This is a genomic window from Stenotrophomonas sp. YJH_SMC_110, assembly GCF_059369255.1.
This window is the reverse complement of sequence record NZ_JCAFSM010000005.1, coordinates 1-20,642: the sequence shown is the minus strand read 5'-3', so window position 1 is coordinate 20,642 and position 20,642 is coordinate 1. Positions and strand designations below refer to the sequence as shown.

Annotated in this window: 19 protein-coding genes and 1 pseudogene; 14 read left to right on the top strand and 6 right to left on the bottom strand. The window is 67.0% G+C overall.

What is annotated here, in order from left to right; all coding sequences use genetic code 11:
* Window positions 1-47: 47 nt before the first annotated feature.
* Window positions 48-716 (bottom strand): N-acetylmuramoyl-L-alanine amidase family protein, encoded by a 669-nt coding sequence (locus AC5P6H_RS11010; protein WP_495202683.1) that lies wholly within the window; start codon window positions 714-716, stop codon window positions 48-50.
* 2 nt (window positions 717-718) lie between these two features.
* Window positions 719-1,570, bottom strand: coding sequence for a hypothetical protein (locus AC5P6H_RS11005; RefSeq protein WP_495202601.1), 852 nt, complete (start codon window positions 1,568-1,570; stop codon window positions 719-721).
* 191 nt (window positions 1,571-1,761) lie between these two features.
* Between AC5P6H_RS11005 and AC5P6H_RS11000 the strand changes: the two genes are divergently transcribed.
* The 3 genes from AC5P6H_RS11000 to infA all read left to right on the top strand — a co-directional run bounded on the left by AC5P6H_RS11000 (window position 1,762) and on the right by infA (window position 3,997).
* Entirely contained in the window at window positions 1,762-2,886 is a 1,125-nt protein-coding gene (locus AC5P6H_RS11000; protein ID WP_495202600.1) for a GNAT family N-acetyltransferase, read from the top strand.
* Window positions 2,887-2,951: 65 nt separating this feature from the next.
* Window positions 2,952-3,692: a leucyl/phenylalanyl-tRNA--protein transferase gene (gene aat / locus AC5P6H_RS10995; protein ID WP_014647084.1), complete on the top strand. Its 741-nt coding sequence runs from the start codon at window positions 2,952-2,954 to the stop codon at window positions 3,690-3,692.
* A gap of 86 nt (window positions 3,693-3,778) precedes the next feature.
* The gene (gene infA / locus AC5P6H_RS10990) at window positions 3,779-3,997 is read left to right on the top strand and encodes a translation initiation factor IF-1 (RefSeq protein WP_005409596.1); all 219 of its coding nucleotides are present in this window, start codon (window positions 3,779-3,781) and stop codon (window positions 3,995-3,997) included.
* A 55-nt stretch (window positions 3,998-4,052) separates the two neighbouring features.
* On the opposite strand, the gene AC5P6H_RS10985 is transcribed toward infA, so the two are convergent.
* The gene (locus AC5P6H_RS10985) at window positions 4,053-4,214 is read right to left on the bottom strand and encodes a hypothetical protein (RefSeq protein ID WP_160314155.1); all 162 of its coding nucleotides are present in this window, start codon (window positions 4,212-4,214) and stop codon (window positions 4,053-4,055) included.
* Between AC5P6H_RS10985 and AC5P6H_RS10980 the strand changes: the two genes are divergently transcribed.
* On the top strand, window positions 4,207-4,581 hold the full coding sequence (locus AC5P6H_RS10980; protein WP_229767389.1) for a hypothetical protein: 375 nt from the start codon (window positions 4,207-4,209) through the stop codon (window positions 4,579-4,581). The genes AC5P6H_RS10985 and AC5P6H_RS10980 overlap by 8 nt on opposite strands.
* Before the next feature lie 72 nt (window positions 4,582-4,653).
* Here AC5P6H_RS10980 and clpA read toward each other — a convergent pair whose 3' ends face one another.
* On the bottom strand, window positions 4,654-6,939 hold the full coding sequence (gene clpA / locus AC5P6H_RS10975) for an ATP-dependent Clp protease ATP-binding subunit ClpA (protein WP_032961881.1): 2,286 nt from the start codon (window positions 6,937-6,939) through the stop codon (window positions 4,654-4,656).
* Between the two features lie 138 nt (window positions 6,940-7,077).
* On the opposite strand from clpA, the pseudogene AC5P6H_RS10970 reads away from it, so the two are divergent.
* Window positions 7,078-7,815 (top strand): annotated as a pseudogene (locus AC5P6H_RS10970) (aminoglycoside phosphotransferase family protein).
* 161 nt (window positions 7,816-7,976) lie between these two features.
* Here AC5P6H_RS10970 and clpS read toward each other — a convergent pair.
* The gene (gene clpS, locus AC5P6H_RS10965) at window positions 7,977-8,303 is read right to left on the bottom strand and encodes an ATP-dependent Clp protease adapter ClpS (RefSeq protein WP_006444529.1); all 327 of its coding nucleotides are present in this window, start codon (window positions 8,301-8,303) and stop codon (window positions 7,977-7,979) included.
* Window positions 8,304-8,415: 112 nt separating this feature from the next.
* Between clpS and AC5P6H_RS10960 the strand changes: the two genes are divergently transcribed.
* The 7 genes from AC5P6H_RS10960 to AC5P6H_RS10930 all read left to right on the top strand — a co-directional run bounded on the left by AC5P6H_RS10960 (window position 8,416) and on the right by AC5P6H_RS10930 (window position 13,399).
* Entirely contained in the window at window positions 8,416-8,889 is a 474-nt protein-coding gene (locus AC5P6H_RS10960; protein WP_014647079.1) for a hypothetical protein, read from the top strand.
* Window position 8,890: 1 nt separating this feature from the next.
* Window positions 8,891-9,352 (top strand): NUDIX hydrolase, encoded by a 462-nt coding sequence (locus AC5P6H_RS10955; protein WP_495202599.1) that lies wholly within the window; start codon window positions 8,891-8,893, stop codon window positions 9,350-9,352.
* Window positions 9,349-10,491 (top strand): tRNA 2-thiouridine(34) synthase MnmA, encoded by a 1,143-nt coding sequence (gene mnmA / locus AC5P6H_RS10950; protein WP_032961890.1) that lies wholly within the window; start codon window positions 9,349-9,351, stop codon window positions 10,489-10,491. The genes AC5P6H_RS10955 and mnmA overlap by 4 nt, the downstream gene beginning before the upstream one ends.
* Window positions 10,488-11,102: a high frequency lysogenization protein HflD gene (hflD, locus tag AC5P6H_RS10945; RefSeq protein WP_032961893.1), complete on the top strand. Its 615-nt coding sequence runs from the start codon at window positions 10,488-10,490 to the stop codon at window positions 11,100-11,102. Before mnmA ends, hflD begins: the two co-directional genes overlap by 4 nt.
* A gap of 218 nt (window positions 11,103-11,320) precedes the next feature.
* A complete protein-coding gene (locus AC5P6H_RS10940; RefSeq protein ID WP_005416472.1) occupies window positions 11,321-12,511 on the top strand; it encodes a methyl-accepting chemotaxis protein in 1,191 nt (396 codons plus the stop codon).
* A gap of 98 nt (window positions 12,512-12,609) precedes the next feature.
* The gene (locus AC5P6H_RS10935; protein ID WP_014647074.1) at window positions 12,610-12,825 is read left to right on the top strand and encodes a hypothetical protein; all 216 of its coding nucleotides are present in this window, start codon (window positions 12,610-12,612) and stop codon (window positions 12,823-12,825) included.
* A gap of 67 nt (window positions 12,826-12,892) precedes the next feature.
* Window positions 12,893-13,399: a hypothetical protein gene (locus tag AC5P6H_RS10930; RefSeq protein WP_032961898.1), complete on the top strand. Its 507-nt coding sequence runs from the start codon at window positions 12,893-12,895 to the stop codon at window positions 13,397-13,399.
* A gap of 124 nt (window positions 13,400-13,523) precedes the next feature.
* Here the strand turns inward: AC5P6H_RS10930 and AC5P6H_RS10925 are convergent, their stop codons facing one another.
* Window positions 13,524-16,283 (bottom strand): bifunctional diguanylate cyclase/phosphodiesterase, encoded by a 2,760-nt coding sequence (locus tag AC5P6H_RS10925; RefSeq protein ID WP_495202598.1) that lies wholly within the window; start codon window positions 16,281-16,283, stop codon window positions 13,524-13,526.
* Window positions 16,284-16,413: 130 nt separating this feature from the next.
* Between AC5P6H_RS10925 and AC5P6H_RS10920 the strand changes: the two genes are divergently transcribed.
* Window positions 16,414-18,516, top strand: a complete 2,103-nt coding sequence (locus AC5P6H_RS10920; RefSeq protein WP_032961901.1) for a sensor histidine kinase — start codon at window positions 16,414-16,416, stop codon at window positions 18,514-18,516.
* A 4-nt stretch (window positions 18,517-18,520) separates the two neighbouring features.
* The gene (locus AC5P6H_RS10915; protein ID WP_014647070.1) at window positions 18,521-20,293 is read left to right on the top strand and encodes an EAL domain-containing protein; all 1,773 of its coding nucleotides are present in this window, start codon (window positions 18,521-18,523) and stop codon (window positions 20,291-20,293) included.
* Window positions 20,294-20,642 lie beyond the last annotated feature (349 nt).

Genomic DNA, 20,642 nt, shown 5'->3' with positions numbered 1-20,642 from the left:
CTTTCTCGTTACATCCCTGCGGCAGCCGTATTCTCAGGCAAGCCATTTCAATCAGGGCCGGCCGCATCGGGAACACAACGAACGGTGTGAGGCACGGGCTGCGACTTGACCCCATCCGCATCCAACACATGCGTCTCCCAGCCGAGCGTCCCCACGCTGTCGCGACCGCAGCTGAGTTGCATCCTGCTGGGCTGGTCAGGCGAATCGATGACCACCGTCCGTCCGCTGCAGTTCCACCCTGATGGGCACAGCGTATTGCGGGTGATCAGGCTGATCGGGAATTGCGGATGGCCCGCAAACGCCACGTCCACCTCGCGCGAGTCGCCGGATGGAACGTCGACATCTGCGATCGGCTGCCCGGACAGCGGCTCACACGTCTTTCCTGTTGCCCACAGGCGATAGCCCTTCTCCACCCCTTTCATCGACGCCGAGCGGAAGACGGGGTCCTGCAGCGCCTTGGCATCATCCGGATTCGTGTGAAACGCCGTCTCTACGATGATCGATGGCATGTGCGCCTCTCGGTTCTCCCCCTTGTTCAGCGCGTGCGGAGCGGGAGCCACGGTGAATGCCGCATACTCAGGTAGCGAGTGAATCAGCTCCTTCATCGAGCACAGGACACTCTCTGCAAGAGCAGCATCCATCGGCCTACCAGGTTGCACGATCACACGAGTACCGCGCGCGGCCCCCGAGGGTTCTCCATTGCTGTGCAGATGAATCGCTACCTCAGCTCCGTGGTGGTTTGCGAGAAGCGGCCGACTGTTGATGTCTTCACGCTCCTCCCGATCCCAAAGCGTACTGCCTGCGTACGTGTTCCATATCTTGTCTCGGCCGGATACTGCTCGGCAATCGCGTAGCGCGCAGCTATGGTCCACCACTCCTCACCACTCGGAGGATGAGTCGTTCCCGTGATCTGAACGCGCGGACGGACGACAGGCATTTGGCTCCTTTGCTCGATCATCGCCTTCAGCTCCGCAGCGTACGACGGAGTCAACAACCCCTCGGAGACGCCATTCCATTCATCCCTTGAGGTCACCCACCGGTTGTCCTTGTAGCTGTAGAAATACCCATGGCCGGCTGCGACAAATGCCATCCCGGACCCAGGCGTTCCACGCATCCGCCTCAGCGCATCCCCCGCTTTCCGCGCCGCATCGTCCGCAGCCTTTATCTCAGGAAAGTAGTATTCGATCTCTTTCCCGTCATACAGAAAAACGACACGACTGAACGGCGCCACCTGCTCGGCCCAATGCAGTAGTCCAAAACTGATCTCGCTTCGCTGATCCTCGAACGACGGTCCGTAATCGGCAGGAACGAAGTCACGATCCAGCGCCACGGTCACTACACCGTTGGCGATATCTGCTGATACGTCAACCCGGCGACTACGTGCCTGGCCATCCACGAGACGAACGCGCTCCAGAATGTCGCGCGCCTTCTGGGTCAAGAGGATGTCGAGCCCAGTGTCCTGCTCCACCGCAGGAGGAGCGTCAACGGCCTGCGCGGGGCTTATCAACAGTCCGCCACCCAGAAGAGACAGCAGGACAGAAAGGGATCCAAGGCGAAATTTCTGGTTCATTTTGGCTACTCCATGCAAAGAGTGAATGCACCGCTCCAGCGGCGCAGCTCACTCTGCCCCTGTGCATTCAGGCATTCCGCAACCAAGCGCACACGGATGGACAATTCAAACTTTCCTCACCCCCAACCGGAACAAACCAACCCAGCCTCGCCAACACCGTTCGTGATCCACCTGGCCTATCCTTGCCAACCATGCCCTCCGCCCGCTTCCTCGACTCCCTGCAGTCCATTCCCGCCACCGACTGGGATGCCCTGCACGACGGCCAGAATCCGTTCGTCAGCCACGCCTTCCTCTCAGGCCTGGAACAGCACGGCTGCCTGCGCGAGGATTGGGGCTGGCAACCCCGGCACTTCACGCTGTGGGAGGGCGAGCGCCTGATCGGCGCAATTCCGGGCTACCTGAAGTCCAACTCCCACGGCGAATTCGTGTTTGACCATGCCTGGGCGAACGCCTACGCCCGCCATGGCCGCGACTACTACCCGAAGTGGCTGGGCGCGGTGCCGTACTCGCCGGTCACCGGGCCGCGCCTGCTGGCCCGTCACGATTCAGAGCGCACCACGCTGCTGTCGGCGTTGCGCGATGCACTGCCGGCACTGGCCGTGTCATCGGCCCATATCAACTTCCACGCCGCAGCGGACGAGGCGCTGTTCGGCGATGACTGGCTGCTGCGCGAGGACGTGCAGTTCCAGTGGCAGAACCCGGGTGACTGGGCGACATTCGACCAGCTCCTCGGCGCGATGAACCACAAGCACCGCAAGAACATCCGCCAGGAACGGGCCAAGGTCACCCGCCAGGGCATCAGCTTCCGCGTGGTGCACGGCGACGAGGCCAGTCGCGCCGACCTGCAGGCGATGTACCGCTTCTACCTGCAGACCTTCCTGGAATACGGCAATGCCCCGGCGCTGACCGAGCCCTTCCTGCGCCATCTGGCCATTTCATTGGGACGCGGGCTGGTGCTGTTCCTGGCCGAGCAGGAAGGCCAGCCGATTGCCGGCGCGCTCTGCCTGCGCGGCGGTGACACGCTGTACGGCCGCTACTGGGGCGGCGCCACCCTGCCCGGCCTGCACTTCGAAGCCTGTTACTACCAGGGCATCGAGTACTGCCTGCGCGAAGGCCTGAGTCGTTTCGAACCCGGCGCACAGGGCGAGCACAAGCTGGCGCGCGGCTTCCTGCCTACACTGGTGCGCAGCCGGCACTGGGTAGCCGATCCGGATTTCGCCGAGGCGTTGCAGGAGTGGTGCCGGCAGGAGCGACGGGATGCGCGGCGCTACCAACAGGAGCTGCTGGGGCACAGCCCATTTCGCGCGGACGGGTGACCTGCCAACCAAGGTTGGCATCTACCGCGGCATTCACGCGGGGCCGAGACGAATACAATGCCGGCATGACCCGCCAGCTGCCCTGGCGCCTGGCCGACGCGCCGGACGCCCCCTTCCCGCCGGCCGAGACCGCCCTGCGCCAGCCCGACGGCCTGCTCGCCGTGGGCGGCGACCTGCACCCGGCGCGCCTGCTCAACGCGTATGCGGGCGGCATCTTTCCATGGTTCAGCGAGGGCGAGCCGATCCTGTGGTGGTCGCCCGACCCGCGCATGGTGTTCCGTACCGATGGCGTGCATCTGTCCAGCCGCTTCCGGCGCCAGTTGCGCGGCAGCACATGGGAGGTCACCGCCGACACCGCCTTCAGCCGGGTGATGCGCGCCTGTGCGGCGGCACCGCGGCCCGGCCAAGACGGCACCTGGATCAGCCCCGACATGGTCGAGGCCTACAGCCAGCTGCATGACCTCGGCTTTGCCCACTCCTTCGAGGTCTGGGACCGGCAGACGCTGGTCGGCGGCATCTACGGGGTGGCGATCGGGACGATGTTCTTCGGCGAGAGCATGTTCAGTGGCGCCAGCGGCGGCTCCAAAATCGCCCTGGCCGCGCTGGCATCCACGCTTCACGGCTGGGGCTGGGCGCTGATCGATGCCCAGGTGGAGAATCCGCACTTGCTGCGGATGGGCGCCGAGCACCTGCCGCGCGCGGCGTTCCTGCAGCACGTGCGCCACGCGGTGCGCCATGACGGCCGTGAAGGCCCCTGGACGCAGGCGGTCGGACGCCTGCCGGCACAGCGTTTGGCCGGGGGTTAACACAAACTTTGCAAGCTGGGCCGGTCACGCGTAAAATACTGCGCCTTAGGCCCAGCGTGGCCGTTTTCTGAACCGCACAGGACTACATGTCGAAAGACGATTCCATCGAGTTCGAGGGCACCGTCAGCGAGACGCTGCCGAACACCACTTTCCGCGTTCGCCTGGAAAATGGGCACGAAATCATCGCCCACATTTCCGGCCGCATGCGCAAGAACTACATCCGCATCCTCACCGGTGACCGGGTCAAGGTTGAAATGACCCCGTACGACCTGACCAAGGGTCGTATCACCTACCGCATGAAGTAAGCGGTCGGCGCGTTGCGCCACTGCGACAAGGCCAGCCCTGGTTGCTGGCCTTTTGTCATGCCTGCAATCCGGCCCTGCCGGAGGTCATCGTGACCGAACGCACCGTGGCGTCGGTCAGCCCTGCTTGCGGCAGATTCGCATCTTCATCCGTGGCCGCATCGTGGGGCCCGATCCAGTCCGGATCGCCATTCCCCTGCCCCGCCATGAACATGCTCACGTTGACCGCCCTGCTCGTCGCCGTTGCCGCGTCCGCCAGCGCATCGCCTGTGCGCGCCGCCGAGCCCCCCTCCACGGCCAGTGACTGCATCCAGCTGGGCAGCGACCAGCAGATCGTGCGCGCCGGCGTTTCGCGAAACATCCTGCTGCGCAATGGCCAGGACCACTATGTCGTGCACTTCCAGAACGACTGCTCCACTGCCGGCTACTCGCGGAAACTGAGCTTCATCACCGAAGGCCAGCAGGGCCTGCTGTGCAGCGCCGGCCGCAGCCAGCTGCGCACCGATGCCGACCACTGCCGGGTGGCGCAGATCGAACCGATCGACGAAGCCACCTTCCAGAAGAAGGCCCGCCAGCGCGGCCGTTGATGGCGCATATGACAAGGGCGGCCGAAGCCGCCCTTGTCATTTCAGGTGTACCGGGCCAGGCCCGGCGTCAGCTCACTCCACCGTGACCGGCAGCAGGCGCTCCGGCTCGGCCTGGGTCTCGACGACCAGCTCGTCGTCGCGGACATCGATGTTCACCTTGCCGCCGTTGACCAGCTTGCCGAACAGCAGCTCGTCGGCCAGAGGACGCTTGATCTTGTCCTGGATCACGCGGGCCATCGGGCGCGCACCCATCAGCGGGTCGAAGCCGTGGTGGGCCAGCCAGTCGCGCGCGGTCGGCGTGGCCGACAGGCTGACGTGCTTGTCCTGCAGCAGCATCTCCAGCTCGATCAGGAACTTGTCGACCACGCGCAGGATGTGCTCGAAGCCCAGCGCCTGGAACTGCACCACCGCATCGAGGCGGTTGCGGAATTCCGGGGTGAAGCTGCGGCGGATGGTCTCCATCGCGTCGGTGGCATGGTCCTGCTTGGTGAAGCCGATCGAGCGCCGCGAGGCCTGCGCCGCGCCGGCATTGGTGGTCATCACCAGCACCACGTTCTTGAAGTTGGCCTCACGCCCGTTGGTATCGGTCAGCACGCCGCGGTCCATCACCTGCAACAGGATGTTGAAGATATCCGGGTGCGCCTTTTCGATTTCGTCCAGCAGCAGCACGCAGTGCGGCGTCTTGACGATCTTTTCGGTCAGCAGGCCGCCCTGGTCGAAGCCGACATAGCCCGGAGGGGCACCGATCAGGCGGCTGATCGAATGGGGCTCCATGTACTCGGACATGTCGAAGCGGACCAGCTCGATGCCCAGCTGCAGCGCCAGCTGCTTGGTCACCTCGGTCTTGCCGACACCGGTCGGGCCGGCGAACAGGAAGTTGCCGATCGGCTTTTCCGGATTGCCCAGGCCCGAGCGGGCCAGCTTGATCGCCGAGGACAGCGTCTCGATGGCCGGGTCCTGGCCGAAGATCACCATCTTCAGGTTGCGCTCCAGGTGCTGCAGCACATCCTTGTCGGTGGCACTGACCTGCTTGGTCGGGATGCGCGCCATCTTGGCCACGATCGCCTCCACTTCCTCGACGTCGATCAGCTCCTTGCGCTGGCCTTCCGGCAGCAGCCGCTGGCGGGCACCGGCCTCGTCGATCACGTCGATGGCCTTGTCCGGAAGCAGGCGGTCGCCGATGTGCTTCACCGACAGATCCACCGCCGCCTGCAGCGCTTCGTCCGAATAGGTCACGCCGTGGTGCAGCTCGTACTTGGACTTCAGGCCCTGCAGGATCTCGTAGGTCTCGCCCACGGTCGGCTCGACGATGTCGATCTTCTGGAAGCGGCGGGCCAGCGCCCGGTCCTTCTCGAAGATGCCGCGGTACTCCTGGAAGGTGGTCGAGCCGATGCAGCGCAGCTCGCCGGAGGCCAGCGCCGGCTTGATCAGGTTGGACGCATCCATGGTGCCACCCGAGGCCGAACCGGCACCGATGATGGTATGGATCTCGTCGATGAACAGCACCGCATTGGGGACCTTCTTCAGTGCGGTCAGCACGCTCTTCAGGCGCTTCTCGAAGTCGCCGCGGTACTTGGTGCCAGCCACCAGCGCGCCCAGGTCGAGCGAGTAGATCACCGCGTCGGCCAGCACGTCGGGCACCGAGCCCTCGACGATGCGGCGGGCCAGGCCCTCGGCAATCGCGGTCTTGCCCACGCCGGCCTCGCCCACGTACAGCGGGTTGTTCTTGCGGCGGCGGCACAGGACCTGGATGGTGCGCTCGATCTCGTCGGCACGGCCGACCAGCGGATCGATGCGGCCCGACCGCGCCTGTTCGTTGAGGTTGCTGGCGAACTCGGTCAGGGCATCACCCTTCGGCTCGCCCTCCCCGCCTTCGATGCGGCCTTCGCCCTCGGAGGAGGAGGACGGCTGCTCGCCTTCCTCGCCCAGCTTGGCGATGCCATGGGACAGGTAATTGACCACGTCCAGACGGGTCACGTCCTGCTGGTTGAGGTAATAGACGGCATGGGAGTCCTTTTCGCCGAAGATGGCGACCAGCACGTTGGCGCCGGTGACCTCCTTCTTGCCCGAGGACTGCACGTGGTACACGGCCCGCTGCAGCACGCGCTGGAAGCCCAGGGTCGGCTGGGTATCACGGCCGTCATCTTCGGCCAGGCGGGACACGGAAGCCTCGATGGCCTGCTCCAGCTCCTGGCGCAGGCGTTCGGCGTCGGCACCACAGGCCTTCAGTACGGCCTGGGCGGACGGGTTGTCGAGCAGTGCCAACAGCAGGTGTTCGACCGTCATGAATTCATGCCGGGCCTCACGGGCGCGCTTGTAGCACTGGCCGATGGTGTGTTCGAGGTCTTTGCTGAACATGGATTACTCCGGCGGCAGATGGGGACAATATGCGGCCTGACTACGCGATTTCCATCACCCTAGCGGATTGCTGCGTTCAGATGGCGTTAGCAGTGCAGATCGCTTGATCTTCATTCACTCCAGGACAGCCCACCCAGCATGAGCGAACCCTACCTGAGCCGCTGGCGATTGCGGCGTGATGGCGCGGCCATCGAGACGCCCCACGCCCAGCTCTGGCCGGTGCTGACCGCCGACGGCGAACCGGCGATGCTGAAGGTCAGCAGCGAAACCGAGGAGCAGAACGGCCATCGCCTGCTGCGCTGGTGGGCGGCGATGGTGCCGCCCGCCTGCTGGCCCACGAGGGGCCGGCGATCCTGATCGAGCGTGCAGACGGCGATTCGCTGCGGCAACGTTCGATCGAGGGCGACGATGATGCCTGTACCACGATCCTGTGCCAGGTCCTGCGGCAGCTGCACCGGCCACGGAGCGCGCCGCCAGCGGAACTGGTCTGCCTGCGTACATGGTTCGCCGACCTGCTGCAGCCAAGGGCCGCGCTGCCGCCACTGCTGGAACAGTGCAGATCACTGGCGGAGCGGGTGTTGCGGGAAGAACACGAGATCCGGCCGCTGCACGGCGACCCGCACCACGACAACGTGCTGGATTTCGGCGCGCGTGGCTGGCTGGCGATCGACCCGAAGCGGCTGCTGGGCGACCGCGCGTTCGACTACACGACAATGTTCAGCAACCCGGACCGCTGGGCTGGAACGGGCGCGCCTGCTGCGCTGGATCGCCGCCAGCGCGGCACTGTCGGCCGTGTGGTTCCGGGACGATGGCGACCCCGCCGACATCGACGAAGCGGTGGCGCGGATGGCGCTGGAGGCGTTGGCGGAGGCGTGACCTCCGCGCGTGGTGGGCGCACTCCATCCGGGATCATTGCGCCGGGACGAAAAGCAGCCGAGCATGGGCTCGGCTCTACAGGTTTCTGCCTTGGTAGGTGCCCACCTTGGTGGGCACGCCGTGTTCGGAGTCGATGTACCCGGACGAGGATCGGCAGCCGGTCAGGCCTTTTCCATCGTGCACAGCAGCGGGTGCTGGTTCATCCGCGAATACTCGTTGACCTGGGCAACCTTGGTCTCGGCGACCTCGCGGGTGAACACGCCGCAGACCCCGCGGCCGCGGGTATGGACGTGCAGCATCACCTGCGTGGCCTTGTCCAGGTCCATGCTGAAGAACTGCTGCAGTACATCCACCACGAAATCCATCGGGGTGTAGTCGTCGTTGAGCAGCATCACCTGGTAGAACGGCGGCGGCGCCACTTCCGGGCGCGCGGGCTCCACGGCAACGCCGTGCTCGTGATGGGAATCGGGGGAGGACTCATGGGGCATCCATCCATTATAGAGGTTGCACCGCGCCTGCGTCGGCCCGCCGCAGATTGGACGGCACGCACGCCCAACGTCACAATTGCAGCTTCTTTCAACACTGCTTCACAGGATCTTCATGAAAAGGACCCTTCTGCCCGCCCTGCTGATCACCCTGGCCGCTGCCGGTGCTGCCACCGCCGCGCCCCAGGCCGACAAGTCCGTGGCCCGCCACCTGGACAAGCTGGGTTACACCTACGAGGTCGACGAGGATGGCGACTACCGCATGGTCTTCGACGTCGAGGGTGACCGCACCCAGATGGTCTACGTGCGCTCGGCGGTGGAAGACTTCGGCAGCCACAACATCCGCGAGATCTGGTCGCCGGCCTACAGCGCCAAGACCAAGCAGTTCCCGGTGGCCGTGGCCAACCGCCTGCTGGAAGATTCGCAGGACGCCAAGATGGGCGGCTGGGTAAAGCAGGACACCACCGCCATGTTCGTGGTGAAGATCGACGCCGATGCCACTGCCGACCAGCTCAGCGACGCCATCGATGCGGCCATCCGCACCGCCGACGCGATGGAGCTGGAACTGACCAAGAAGGACGAGTTCTGAGTTGAACGCCACGCCGGACCCGCGCTGGGCACCGCACGCCACCGTTGCCACCGTGGTGATCGACGGCGGCCGCGTGCTGCTGGTCGAAGAGACCATTGACGGCCGCCAGGTGCTGAACCAGCCGGCCGGCCACCTCGAGCCGGGCGAAAGCCTGGCCAAGGCCGCCCTGCGCGAGACCCGCGAGGAAACCGGCTGGACGGTGCAGCTGACCCACTTCATCGGCTGCTACCAGTGGACTGCCGGCGACGGCACGGCCTTCCTGCGCTTCTGCTACGCGGCGCACCCGGTTTCGCACGATCCGGCGCAGCCGCTGGACACCGGCATCGACCGCGCGCTGTGGCTGACCCCGGCCGAGCTGCAGGCCGCCGGCGAGCGCCAGCGCAGCCCGCTGGTGTGGCAGGTGGTGGCGGATTACCTGGGTGGCCAGCGCCACCCGCTTTCGCTGGTCCGGGAGGTCGCATGAGCACTCCGCGTGTGATGGTGGGCGTCTCCGGCGGCGTCGATTCCTCGGTCGCCGCCTGGCGCCTGGTACAGCAGGGCGAGGCCGTGGCCGGCCTGTTCATGCAGAACTGGGCCGACGATGGCAGCGGTGATTGCCGTGCCGAGGATGACCGTCGCGACGCGGTGGCCGTGTGCGGCCTGCTGGGCATCCCGTTCCACTTCCGGGACTTCTCCAGCGAGTACTGGCAGGGCGTGTTCGAGCACTTCCTGGCCGAGTACGCGGCCGGCCGCACCCCGAACCCGGACGTGCTGTGCAACCGTGAAGTGAAGTTCAAGCATTTCCTGGACGCCGCCCGCGAGCTGGGCGCCGAGCGCATCGCCACCGGCCATTACGCACGGGTGGCCCAGCGCGGCCACCAGTGGCTGCTGCTGCGCGGCGCCGATCGATCCAAGGACCAGAGCTACTTCCTGCATCAACTGGGCCAGGAACAGCTGGCAGCCACCCTGTTCCCGATCGGCGACCTGGAAAAGAGCGACCTGCGCCGGATCGCGCGCGACGTCGGCCTGCCGACCCACGCCAAGAAGGACTCCACCGGCATCTGTTTCATCGGCGAGCGCGACTTCCGCGAATTCCTCGGCCGCTACCTGCCGGCCAAGCCCGGCCAGATCCTCGACCCGGCCGACGGCAGCGTGATTGCCGAACACCCGGGCGTGTTTTATTTCACCCTGGGCCAGCGCGAGGGCCTGAACATCGGCGGCGTGCGTGGCCGCCCGGCCGCGCCGTGGTACGTGGTTGGCAAGGATGTGGCCAGCAACGTGCTGTACGTGGACCAGGACCGCGACAGCAAGTGGATGCTGTCCGACCGCCTGCGTTCGGAAACCGCGCACTGGATCGCCGGCTCACCGCCGGCACGGCGCTTCGAATGCACCGCCCAGACCCGCTACCGCCAGCCCGACGAGCCGTGTACGGTCCAGGTCCTGGACGATGGCAGCGTGCTGGTCACCTTTGCGCGCCCGCAGCGTGCCGTTACCCCCGGTCAATCGCTGGTGCTGTATGACGGTGATGTGTGCCTGGGCGGCGCGGTGATCGCCGCCACCGATGCGCCGCTGGAACAACGCCTGCGCACCACCCCCTCCCCTTTTGAGGTAATCGCTGCATGAGTTTCACTGTCGACGACCGCGTCCTGGCCTTGGCCGGCATTGCCCAGGCCCTGCAGCAGGTGCGCCGCATCGCCGATACCGGCCATTCCGACGCCGCCGCCGTGCGCACCGCCGTGGACAGCGTGTTCCGCGTCGATGCGTCCTCGCCGCAGGCGGTGTTCGGTGACCGTCATGCACTGAAGTCCGGCCTGCGCCTGCTGCACAACTACTTCCGCAGCCAGGGCCAGGACCCGATCCTGCCCAAGCTGGCCCTGTCGGTGCTGCAGCTGGAGCGCCGCTTCGTGCAGGATGGGGCGACCGTGAACAAGGTCGCCTCGGGCATCGAGCGCGCCCAGCGCCAGGCCACCGAACTGGGCGACAGTGGCCACCCGGACGTACTGGCCAACCTCGGCGGCCTGTATGCCGACACCATCAGCCACCTGAAACCGCGGGTGATGGTGCAGGGCAACCCGCACTACCTGGGCCAGGCCGGCGTGGTGGCGGAGATCCGTGCCCTGCTGCTGGCCGCGGTGCGTTCGGCGGTGTTGTGGCGCCAGCTGGGCGGCAGCTACTGGGACTTCCTGTTCAGCCGCAAGGCGATGATCGAGGCCGTGGACCGCCTGCTGGCCTGAGGGTGTGGGGTCAGAGCCCTTTTCCATGGAAAAGGGATCCGACCCCGTTGCGCCTGCCCAAGGGGTCGGATCCCTTTCCGGCACGGAAAGGGCTCTGACCCCGAGGCCGCCAAGGCGCCGGAAAACCGGCGCATTCAGAATGCACTTCGAGGCACATCGACGTTAAAGAGAAAGGGGGTACGGCCGATACATCCTCCGTGCACCTCCCGAGAACGTCCATGTACTCACGCATTTTCATCCGTCTGGCCGCCCCCCTGGCTCTGACCCTGCTGCTCCCCTTCGCCATCGGTTTCGAATGGCCGGCCGCCCTGCGCTGGGCGATCCTGACCACGATGACGCTGAGCTGGCTCGGCTTTGCGTGGTGGACCACCCGCGCACAGGCACATCGTTCCCCCGAGCACGCCCGTGTCCTGCGCGAACAGGACCAGCTGCTGACCGAGCTGCGCAACTTCGTCGGCAACGAGATCGACGGTTCGCGTGGCGAAGTGGAACGCGCCCGTGACCTGATCCGCCAGGCCGTCTCCAGCCTGGGCGGCAGCTTCGATGCCATGAACCGCAAGTCGCGCCAGCAGAGCCAGGCCCTGTCGCGCATCGTCGACCGCGCCGGTGATGAAGGCAATGCCGGCCTCGACGTCGCCCGTTTCGCCCAGCACGCCAGCCATCGCATGGAACAGCTGGTGGAAGCGCTGGAACAGGTGAGCGGCCAGAGCAGCACCACCGTGCAGCACATCGACCAGATGGCGCAGCACCTGGATGGCATCTTCGCGCTGCTGGAAGACGTCAAGTCGATCGCCGACCAGACCAACCTTCTGGCGCTGAACGCGGCCATCGAAGCGGCGCGCGCCGGTGAAGCCGGTCGTGGCTTCGCCGTGGTCGCCGACGAAGTGCGCAACCTGTCCGAGCGCTCGACCACCTTCAACGAGCAGATCCGCAAGCTGGCGCACAGCTCCAAGGACGCCATCGCCAAGGTGCGCGAGACGGTTTCGCACATGGCCTCGCGCGACATGGACCGCTCCCGCGAAGCCCGCCAGGAAGCAGCAGCGATGCTCGACAACGTCGCGCAGATCAACGCCTCGCTGGGCGACGGCATGCGCGAAGTGTCCGAGTGCGCCCGTGCGATCGATGGCAGCGTGGCCGAAGCCGTGCGTGCCCTGCAGTTCGAAGACATCGCCACCCAGGCGCTGGGCGGCGTGCACACCCACCTGGACCGCCTGACCGCGATCAACCGCGAAGCGGTGGCCCTGCAGGAACTGCTGCACCGCAATGGCGGCGTGTTCGACGAAGAGATCGCCACCGCGCTGCAGCGCACCGGCAACCGCCTGCGCGAGCTGCGCAGCGAATGGGAACGCCCGCCGCACAAGCCCGTCGCCCAGCAGAGCATGGGCGCCGGCACCGTCGAGCTGTTCTGATCCTGATGTCCGCTGCCCTCGCAGGCAGCCCGCAAGGCCCCGGTTCGTCCGGGGCCTTTGCCTGTAACCTGCCATTGGATGCATCCTGTACGCGCACCATGACCCTGATCCGCGCCCTGCCCGCCCTCACCGACACCGAGCGCCCGCGCAATGCGAGCGTGCGTGAGCAGCTGCAGCGGCTGGAAGACGTGGCCCGCGAGGAACTGCTCGAACTGCAGCAGCTGGCCGATGCGCGCCCCACCCCCTCCCGAGCCGACGATGAACTGCTGGGCCTGGCATGGGACCTGGGCCTGGATGGCGAAGCCCTGAAGTAGATCCACGTCCTGCGTGGATCGGCCGTCCCGCATGGCATGATCCACCGGTCCCGTTCATGGAAGACCGATGGCCATCGCCCTGATCGCAGTGCTCCTGATCGAAGCCGTCCTTCTGATGGCCTGGGTGGCCGGCTATTTCAGCTGGGGCATCACCCTGTTCAACGAACGCATTGCGGCGTCACCGGCCATGCAGGCCCGGCTCTCGCTGGGCAGCCTGGAACGTGACCTGCCGCAGGACAGATGGCTGCAACTGGCCTTCCATGCGCTGCCCGATGGCAGCATGGCGTTCCGCGAGAGCTTCGCACCGAGCTTCGGCCTGCGCTACTTCCCGGTGATGCGTGGACGCATCGTTCTCAACGCGCGACGGCACGAGGTGCGGGTGATCGGCCTGTGCAGCTGGTTCGTGGCAATCCTGTCACTGCTGCTGTTGCCACTGGTGGCGATGCGCCCGATGGTGGCACCGATGCTGCTGGTGCTGCCGCTGTTCCTGGCCAGCTACCTGGTCCAGAAGCGGCGCTATGCGGCCATCGTCGAGGCCCTGCGCATGCAGTTGAAGGCGGAGTTTCCCAGGTAGTTCCACGCCATGCGTGGATGATCGCGAGCGCCAGGGCATCCGTGCCGGCCAACGGTCGGCACCCACCAGAGCTGGGCGCACCAGAGTCAGGCCACACCGCGCCGGCATCCGCCAGCGCAGACCCTCAGCGCACCAGCACCGCTTCGCCGCTGGCGTCGGTGCGCATTGGCGCCGGGCGCTGCTGGCGCAGCCACTGCGCCAGATCACGCGGGCTGAGCGGGCGCGAGTACAGGTAGCCCTGGATCTCGTCGCAGCCCTGGCGGCGCAGCATGTCTTCTTCCTGGTGGGTTTCCACGCCTTCGGCCACCACCTTCATGCCCAGCGCGTGGCCCAGGTGGACGATGGCCTGGGTGACTTCGGCCGTGCCCGAATCATGCAGCATGCCCTGCACGAAACTGCGGTCGATCTTCAGGCGCCCCACCGGGAAGCGGTTGAGGTAATTGAGGTTGGAGAAGCCAGTGCCGAAGTCATCCACCGCCAGCGGCACGCCGTGCCGTTCCAGCACGTCGAAGCAATGGCGCAGGATGTCGGTATCACGGATCAGCGCCGACTCGGTCAGCTCCAGTTCCAGCCGTTGCGGCGGCCAGCCATGGGCATGGCAGATCTCGATCACGCGCTCGGCGAAGCCGCGATCACGCAGCTGCACCGCCGACACGTTGACCGCGATGCGATCAAAGTGCAGTCCGGCACGGTCCCAGGCGGTCGCCTGGCGGCAGGCCTCGTTCAGCACCCAGTCGCCGATGCGCACGATCTCGCCGCACTTTTCGGCAATGGGAATGAACTCGGCCGGGCTGCAGTAGCCGATGCCGGGGCGGTGCCAGCGCAACAGTGCCTCGATCGCCGGTGGCTCGCCGCGGTGGGCGTGCAGCAGCGGCTGGTAGGCCAGGCTGAACTCGTCGCGCTCGATCGCCCCATGCAGGGCATGCTCGACGTCCAGCCGGCGCTGGATGCGGGCCAGGGCGTCCTGGCTGTAGTACTGGTAGGTGTTGCGCCCGGCTTCCTTGGCCGCATACATCGCGGCGTCGGCCGCGCGCAGCAGTGAGTCGAAATCGGTCTGCGCATCGCCCAGCATCGCGATGCCGACGCTGGCGCCGACTTTCAACGTGGTCTCGCCACGGCGCAGCGGCTCAGCCAGCGAGGCAATCAGCTTGCGGGCGACATGACCGGCATCTTCCGGCTCGGCCAGGTCGCGCAGCACCACGATGAACTCATCGCCACTGAAGCGGCCGAACAGGTCGTTGTTGCGCAGGTTCTGGTGCAGGCGGGTGGCTGCGGCCTTCAGCAGCGCATCGCCGGTGGCGTGGCCGAAGCTGTCGTTGATGGTCTTGAAGCCGTCCAGGTCGATGAACAGCATGGCCAGCGAGGTACCGCGGTCGCGTGCTTCCTCGATGGCTTCGGCGGTCTGTTCGCCGAGCAGTACGCGATTGGGCAGGCCGGTCAGCAGGTCGTAGTGGGCCAGCAGTTCGATGCGCTCGTTGGCTTCGCGCTCGCGGGTGATGTCACGGAACAGGACAACGAACCGCGGCGGCAGGCCGTCACGGCGGTCCAGTTCGATCAGCACCTGCACCCAGACGCGCAGGCCGGACTGGCGGTAGAAGCACAGGTCCAGCTGCTCGGGCAGGCCGCCGTTGGCGATACGGGCGAGCGCCGCCTCGAACGCGTTGCGCGAGTCCTCCGTGTACAGCGCCAGCGCCTGGTCGAGGGTGATCGGTTCCTTGCGCAGGCCATGGATGCGGTAGCACTCCTCGGTCCATTGCATGCTGCGGGTCTGCACTTCGATCTCGCAGCCGCCGATGCGGCCCAGCGCGGAGACCCGGTTCAGCAGTTCGGTGCGCCAGCGGATCAACGCATCGGTCTGGTGCTGTTCGGTGATGTTCTGTACCTGGCCGAGCAGGCGCTTGGGTTGCCCGTCCATGTCCAGCAGCGGCTGCATCCATAGCCGCAGGTGCTGCGAAGGCTCATGGCCGCGGGTCAGCTCCAGCTCGAGGTTGGCAGCGCGGCCATCGCGCCACAACCGCCGCCATGCCGCGCGCAGCGCGCCGCGGGAGCGTGGATGCAGCTGCTTCAGCCACCGCCGCTGGCCCGGAACGGCGCCCTGCTCCAGTGCCAGAAGCGAACGCAGTTCCGGCGACCACCAGAAATGCCCGCTGTTGGGATCAAACGACCAGCTGCCCATGCTGGCGATGCGCTGGGCCTCGCTCAGGTGCAGCTGCTGTTCCTGCAGCAGCGATTCGAGCTGCTTCTGCTGCTCGATATCGGTATGCGTGCCAACCATGCGCAGGGGCTGGCCATCGGCGGTGCGAGCGACCACGCGGCCGCGATCGAGCACCCAACGCCACTGGCCATCGGCCTGGCGGAAACGGAACTGTGCGCTGTACTGCTCGCTGTGCCCGCGCAGGTGCTCGTCGAGCGCGGCGCGCACCTGGGCGATGTCCTCGCCGTGCACGCGAGACAGCAATTCAGTGGCGGTCTCGTCGCCCAGCGCCGGCGTGCGCGCCACCCGGTCACTGGGGATGTCCCAGTCCCACAGGCTGTGGCCGGCGCTGTCCAGTGCCAGCTCCCAGCGCCCGCCCGCATCGACCGGCACCGGCTCGGGAATGCTCAGGGTGAACGCCAGCAGGTTGCCGGCACCGTCGTGCACCGCACGCAGGTGACCGTCGTAGTGCCCCCGCGGGCCGCCCGGCAGCGTGCAGGCAACGATGCCACCATCGGCGGCCATCAGGCGCAGATCTTCCAGCATCGGCGCATAGGTCGCCACGGTGGCCGGCAGGCCATGCTCGCGCGCGGCCGGATTGGCCGCCAGCGGGCGCCCGGCACGGTCGACGATGACCAGCGCCGACGCAAGCGGGTGCTGCAGCAGGCTGGCGATGATCCCTTGGTCCACGCGATCTTGCTCCGGATGACACGCCCGTCAGCGGGGCACGCAGTGGTTAACGGCGCCTGCGGCGGATAATTGAGTGGTCACGGCACGCTGCGGGGTAAGATGACCGGCGCCCCTGTCACCCGCCCCGTCCATGCCCGCAGAACCGACCGGCAACGCCCCAGTTCCCGACCCGCGGATGGCGCAGGCGCTGAGCCGTGACCGGCGCCGGGTGGTGCTGAGCTACCTGGTGATGGCGCTGGCCTGGATGATCTCCACCGACAGCGTGGTGCAGGCGCTGGTGCCCGATCCGCAGCAGGCGGCCCTGTGGCAGGGCCTGAAGGGCTCGTTCTTCGCGCTGGCCAGCGCGGGCCTGCTCTATCTGCTGCTGCGCCCGCTGGCCGAACACGTGCTGCATACCCATGCGCGCCAGCAGGCCTCCGAGCTGCGCCTGCGGCAGATGTTCGAGGGCAACCCCGGGCCGATCCTCGTCTACGACCTGGACACGCTGGCGATCCTCGATGCCAACCCCGCCGCCTGCAGCGCCTTCGGCTGGGACCGCGACGAGCTGCTGGAACAGACCATCGACGCCTTGTGGCCGCCGGGCCAGGACCAGGCCCTGCAGACCAAGCTGGAGGCGATCCGCGAGGCGCCCGAGGAGCTGTGCATCCTGCGCGCTCAGCTGCAGCTGCGCGATGGCGCGCTGCGGCAGATGGAGCTGCGCTCCAACGCCATCAGCTACGACGGCCACAACGCCCGCCTGCTGATCGCCATCGACCGCACCGCCGAGGATCTGGCCCAGCTGCGCCGCGACCAGGCATTGGCCCGGGTGGAGGAAGCCCATGAGCTGGCCCGCATCGGCGCCTGGGAACTGGACCCGTCCACCGGGCTGGGCCGCTATTCCAACCAGGTCTATCGCCTGCTCGGCCGCCGCCCGCCCGAGGCCCGGCGCTGGCACCGCTTCGATGAGCTGCTGGTGCCGGCCGACCCGGCCACCGCCACCCAGACCGAACAGCTGCTGGCCGAACTGTGCTCCGGCGAGCCGGTACAGGTGGACGTGCTGCTGCCGCTGCTGTCGATGGACGGCCGTGCATTGATGGTGCACCTGCGGGCGGCCAGCGGTATCGACGAAGCCGGCCGCAGCCGCGTGCTGGGGACGCTGCAGGACGTGACCGAGCGCGAGCAGTCGCGGCGCCTGCTGCGCGAGCGCGAGGAACAGTTCCGCGAGCTGGTGCGGGTACTGCCCGACGGCGTGGTGATCCTCTCCGACGAGCACGTGCTGTACGCCAACGCCTGGGCCGCCGGCCTGTTCGGCTACGGCAGCCACACCCTGCTGGGCGAGCCGCTGTCGGCACTGGTCGCTGCCGCCGACCTGCCACGGGTGCGCAGCCAGCTGCGCGCCGGCCAGCCCCACCTGGGGCCGGGCCACAGCAGCGTGGTGGCCATGCAGCGTGCGGACGGCCGCAGCTTCCATGCCGGCCTGGCGGTGGGCGAAGTGCGCTACGGCGGTCGTGACTGCAAGCTGCTGATCGTACGCGACCTGAGCGATTCCGAACGCACCCGCAGGGCGCTGGAAACCAGCAATCGCGAGCTGCAGGCGATGGCCGGGCGGCTGTTCTCGCTGCAGGAGGACGAGCGTCGCGCGATCTCGCGCGACCTGCACGATGACATCGGCCAGGCCATTACCGCGATCAAGCTGTCGGCGCATGCGGCGCAGGATGAGGACGATCCGAAGCGTCGTGGCGAGGACCTGGCGCAGATCGTCAGCCTGGCCGACACCACCGTGGCCAAGCTGCGCGACATCTCCACCCTGCTGCGCCCGCCGCAGCTGGATGCACTGGGCCTGGAGGCGGCGCTGAGCTGGCAGGCGCGGGTGCTGTTCCGCTCTTCGCCGGTGGAGCTGCTGGCCGAGATCGAGCCGCTGCCGCACCGCCCCGACAACAGCATCGAACAAGCCTGCTTCCGCATCGCACAGGAAAGCCTGACCAATGCGCTGCGCCATGCGCGCGCCAGCCAGGTCCTGCTGCAGCTGCGCGACGTCAGCCAGCGTGGCCTGCACCTGCAGATCCGCGATGATGGTGAAGGCTTCGATCCGGACGGCCCGCGCGGCCTCGGCCTGATCGTGATGCGCGAGCGCGCGCAGAGCGTCGGTGGCCACGTGCGGATCGAATCCGCGCATGGCGAGGGCACCCTGATCGACGTCCACCTCCCCTACCAGGCGACCAGCATGGCCGCCGTCGATTCACCGGAATACTGAGCCTATGTGGAATCCCAACCTGCCCCCGGTCAGCATCGATGATGCCCCCGACCGCCTTGGCGCCGGCAACCCCGAGCTGCAGGCGATGGTTGCCGAGGCGGCCTCCGGCGGCATTGCGCTGATGCTGATGCACGTGGACATCGACCACTTCGCATCGGTCAACGAGAACATGAGTGCCGAAGTGGGCGATCAGGCGCTGGTACTGGTGGCGCAGCGCCTGCAGTCCTACCTGCGCGGGCGTGGCAAGCTGTGGCGGCATGGCAGCGACGAGTTCCTGATCGCGGTGCCCCGCACCGCGGACCTGCCGCTGCCGGAGGACTTCGCTGAAGAGATCCGCCAGCAGATGGAACTGCCGCTGTCGGTGCTTCCATACACGCTGTTCATGACCGGCAAGCTGGGCGTGAGCCTGTGCCCGGAACATGCCAGCAGCGCCTCGCGCCTGCTCGACCATGCCGAAGATGCGCTGTACCAGGCCGCCCGCGAAGGCGGCAATGCCGTGCGCATCCATGCCGTGGATACCCCGCCGAGCGCGCACAGCGAGAGCATCATCGCGCGCCAGATCGTCGATGCCATTCCCAATGGCGAGCTGAAGCTGCGTTACCAGCCGCTGGTGAGCGCCCGCGACGGCCACGTGGTCGGCATGGAAGCGCTGCTGCGCTGGCAGTCGCCGACCCTGGGCATGCTGGTGCCGGAGCGCTTCATGCGCACCGCCGAGCGCCTGGGCATCATCGTGCAGATCGGCACCTGGGTGCTGGAAGGCGCATTGAAGCAGGCGCGGTTGTGGCGCGACCAGGGCTTTGATGACTTCACCATCGCGGTGAACGTGTCCACCCTGCAGCTGCTGCGGCCGAACTTCTTCGCCGAGGTGATGTCCCTGCTGCAGGCCGCGGGCGTGCCGGCGCACATGCTGACGCTGGAGATCAACGAGAGCGCGCTGACCAACAACGTCAATTTCGTCCATGAAACGCTGGCCAACCTGCGCAACGAAGGCATCAGCCTGAGCCTGGACAACTTCGGCACCGGTGATTCCAGCCTCAGCGCGCTGGTGCGCTACCCGGTGGACAAGCTGAAGATCGACCGCAGCTTCATCAAGAGCGCACCGGCTGGCAATCGCGAAGCAGCCATTGCCCGCGCGATCATTGCCATGGGCCACCAGCTGGGCATGACCGTGATTGCCAACGGCGTGGAATCGCAGGCCCAGCTGGGCTTCCTGCGCCGCAACGACTGCGATGTGTTCCAGGGCTACCTGTTCGGCGAGCCGATGTCGGCCGATGCCGCCGGCATGACCCTGCGCCGCCGCTACCTGCGCCCGGAAGCCTTCGCCGAAACGCGCCCGGACCGCACGTTGCTGCTGCTGGATGACGAGGAGAACGTGCTGCGCTCGCTGGTGCGCCTGTTCCGCCGCGACGGCTACCGCATCCTGGCCGCTGGCAACGTGCGTGACGCCTTTGATCTGCTGGCGATCAACGACGTGCAGGTGATCCTGTCCGACCAGCGCATGAGCGATATGAGCGGCACCGAGTTCCTGGGCCGGGTGAAGATGCTGTACCCGGATACGATCCGCCTGGTGCTGTCGGGCTACACCGATCTGAACACGGTGACCGATGCGATCAACCGCGGCGCGATCTATCGCTTCCTGACCAAGCCATGGAACGACGACGAGCTGCGCAAGCACATCCACCAGGCGTTCCGCACGTACGAAGAACAGCGCCGCAGCAATGCCGGTCCGGCACCGGTGGAAACCGGGGATGGTGGCGAGGATCGGCCGCTGCGGTGACGATCGGGTAGAGCCGGCCGCTGGCCGGCTGCCTTGGGTGCCCGGCTTCAATGAGGTTGCCGGCCAGCGGCCGGCACTACCGTCGATAGGCCCCGGTAGAGCCGGCCGCTGGCCGGCTGCTCTGGGTGGCCGGGTTCAATGAGGTTGCCGGCCAGCGGCCGGCACTACCATCGATAGGCCCCGGTAGAGCCGGCCGCTGGCTGGCTGCCCTGGGTGTCCGGTTTCAATGAGGTTGCCGGCCAGCGGCCGGCACTACCATCGATAGGCCCCGGTAGAGCCGGCCGCTGGCCGGCTGCTCTGGGTGTCCGGTTTCAATGAGGTTGCCGGCCAGCGGCCGGCACTACCATCG

What these genes read in the sequence shown, in the direction of transcription:
- AC5P6H_RS11005 (WP_495202601.1), bottom strand. Translation starts at nt 1,570, where the DNA reads ATGAACCAGAAATTTCGCCTTGGATCCCTTTCTGTCCTGCTGTCTCTT.
- AC5P6H_RS11000 (WP_495202600.1), top strand. Translation starts at nt 1,762, where the DNA reads ATGCCCTCCGCCCGCTTCCTCGACTCCCTGCAGTCCATTCCCGCCACC.
- aat (WP_014647084.1), top strand. Translation starts at nt 2,952, where the DNA reads ATGACCCGCCAGCTGCCCTGGCGCCTGGCCGACGCGCCGGACGCCCCC.
- infA (WP_005409596.1), top strand. Translation starts at nt 3,779, where the DNA reads ATGTCGAAAGACGATTCCATCGAGTTCGAGGGCACCGTCAGCGAGACG.
- AC5P6H_RS10980 (WP_229767389.1), top strand. Translation starts at nt 4,207, where the DNA reads ATGCTCACGTTGACCGCCCTGCTCGTCGCCGTTGCCGCGTCCGCCAGC.
- clpA (WP_032961881.1), bottom strand. Translation starts at nt 6,939, where the DNA reads ATGTTCAGCAAAGACCTCGAACACACCATCGGCCAGTGCTACAAGCGC.
- clpS (WP_006444529.1), bottom strand. Translation starts at nt 8,303, where the DNA reads ATGCCCCATGAGTCCTCCCCCGATTCCCATCACGAGCACGGCGTTGCC.
- AC5P6H_RS10960 (WP_014647079.1), top strand. Translation starts at nt 8,416, where the DNA reads ATGAAAAGGACCCTTCTGCCCGCCCTGCTGATCACCCTGGCCGCTGCC.
- mnmA (WP_032961890.1), top strand. Translation starts at nt 9,349, where the DNA reads ATGAGCACTCCGCGTGTGATGGTGGGCGTCTCCGGCGGCGTCGATTCC.
- hflD (WP_032961893.1), top strand. Translation starts at nt 10,488, where the DNA reads ATGAGTTTCACTGTCGACGACCGCGTCCTGGCCTTGGCCGGCATTGCC.
- AC5P6H_RS10940 (WP_005416472.1), top strand. Translation starts at nt 11,321, where the DNA reads ATGTACTCACGCATTTTCATCCGTCTGGCCGCCCCCCTGGCTCTGACC.
- AC5P6H_RS10935 (WP_014647074.1), top strand. Translation starts at nt 12,610, where the DNA reads ATGACCCTGATCCGCGCCCTGCCCGCCCTCACCGACACCGAGCGCCCG.
- AC5P6H_RS10930 (WP_032961898.1), top strand. Translation starts at nt 12,893, where the DNA reads ATGGCCATCGCCCTGATCGCAGTGCTCCTGATCGAAGCCGTCCTTCTG.
- AC5P6H_RS10920 (WP_032961901.1), top strand. Translation starts at nt 16,414, where the DNA reads ATGCCCGCAGAACCGACCGGCAACGCCCCAGTTCCCGACCCGCGGATG.
- AC5P6H_RS10915 (WP_014647070.1), top strand. Translation starts at nt 18,521, where the DNA reads ATGTGGAATCCCAACCTGCCCCCGGTCAGCATCGATGATGCCCCCGAC.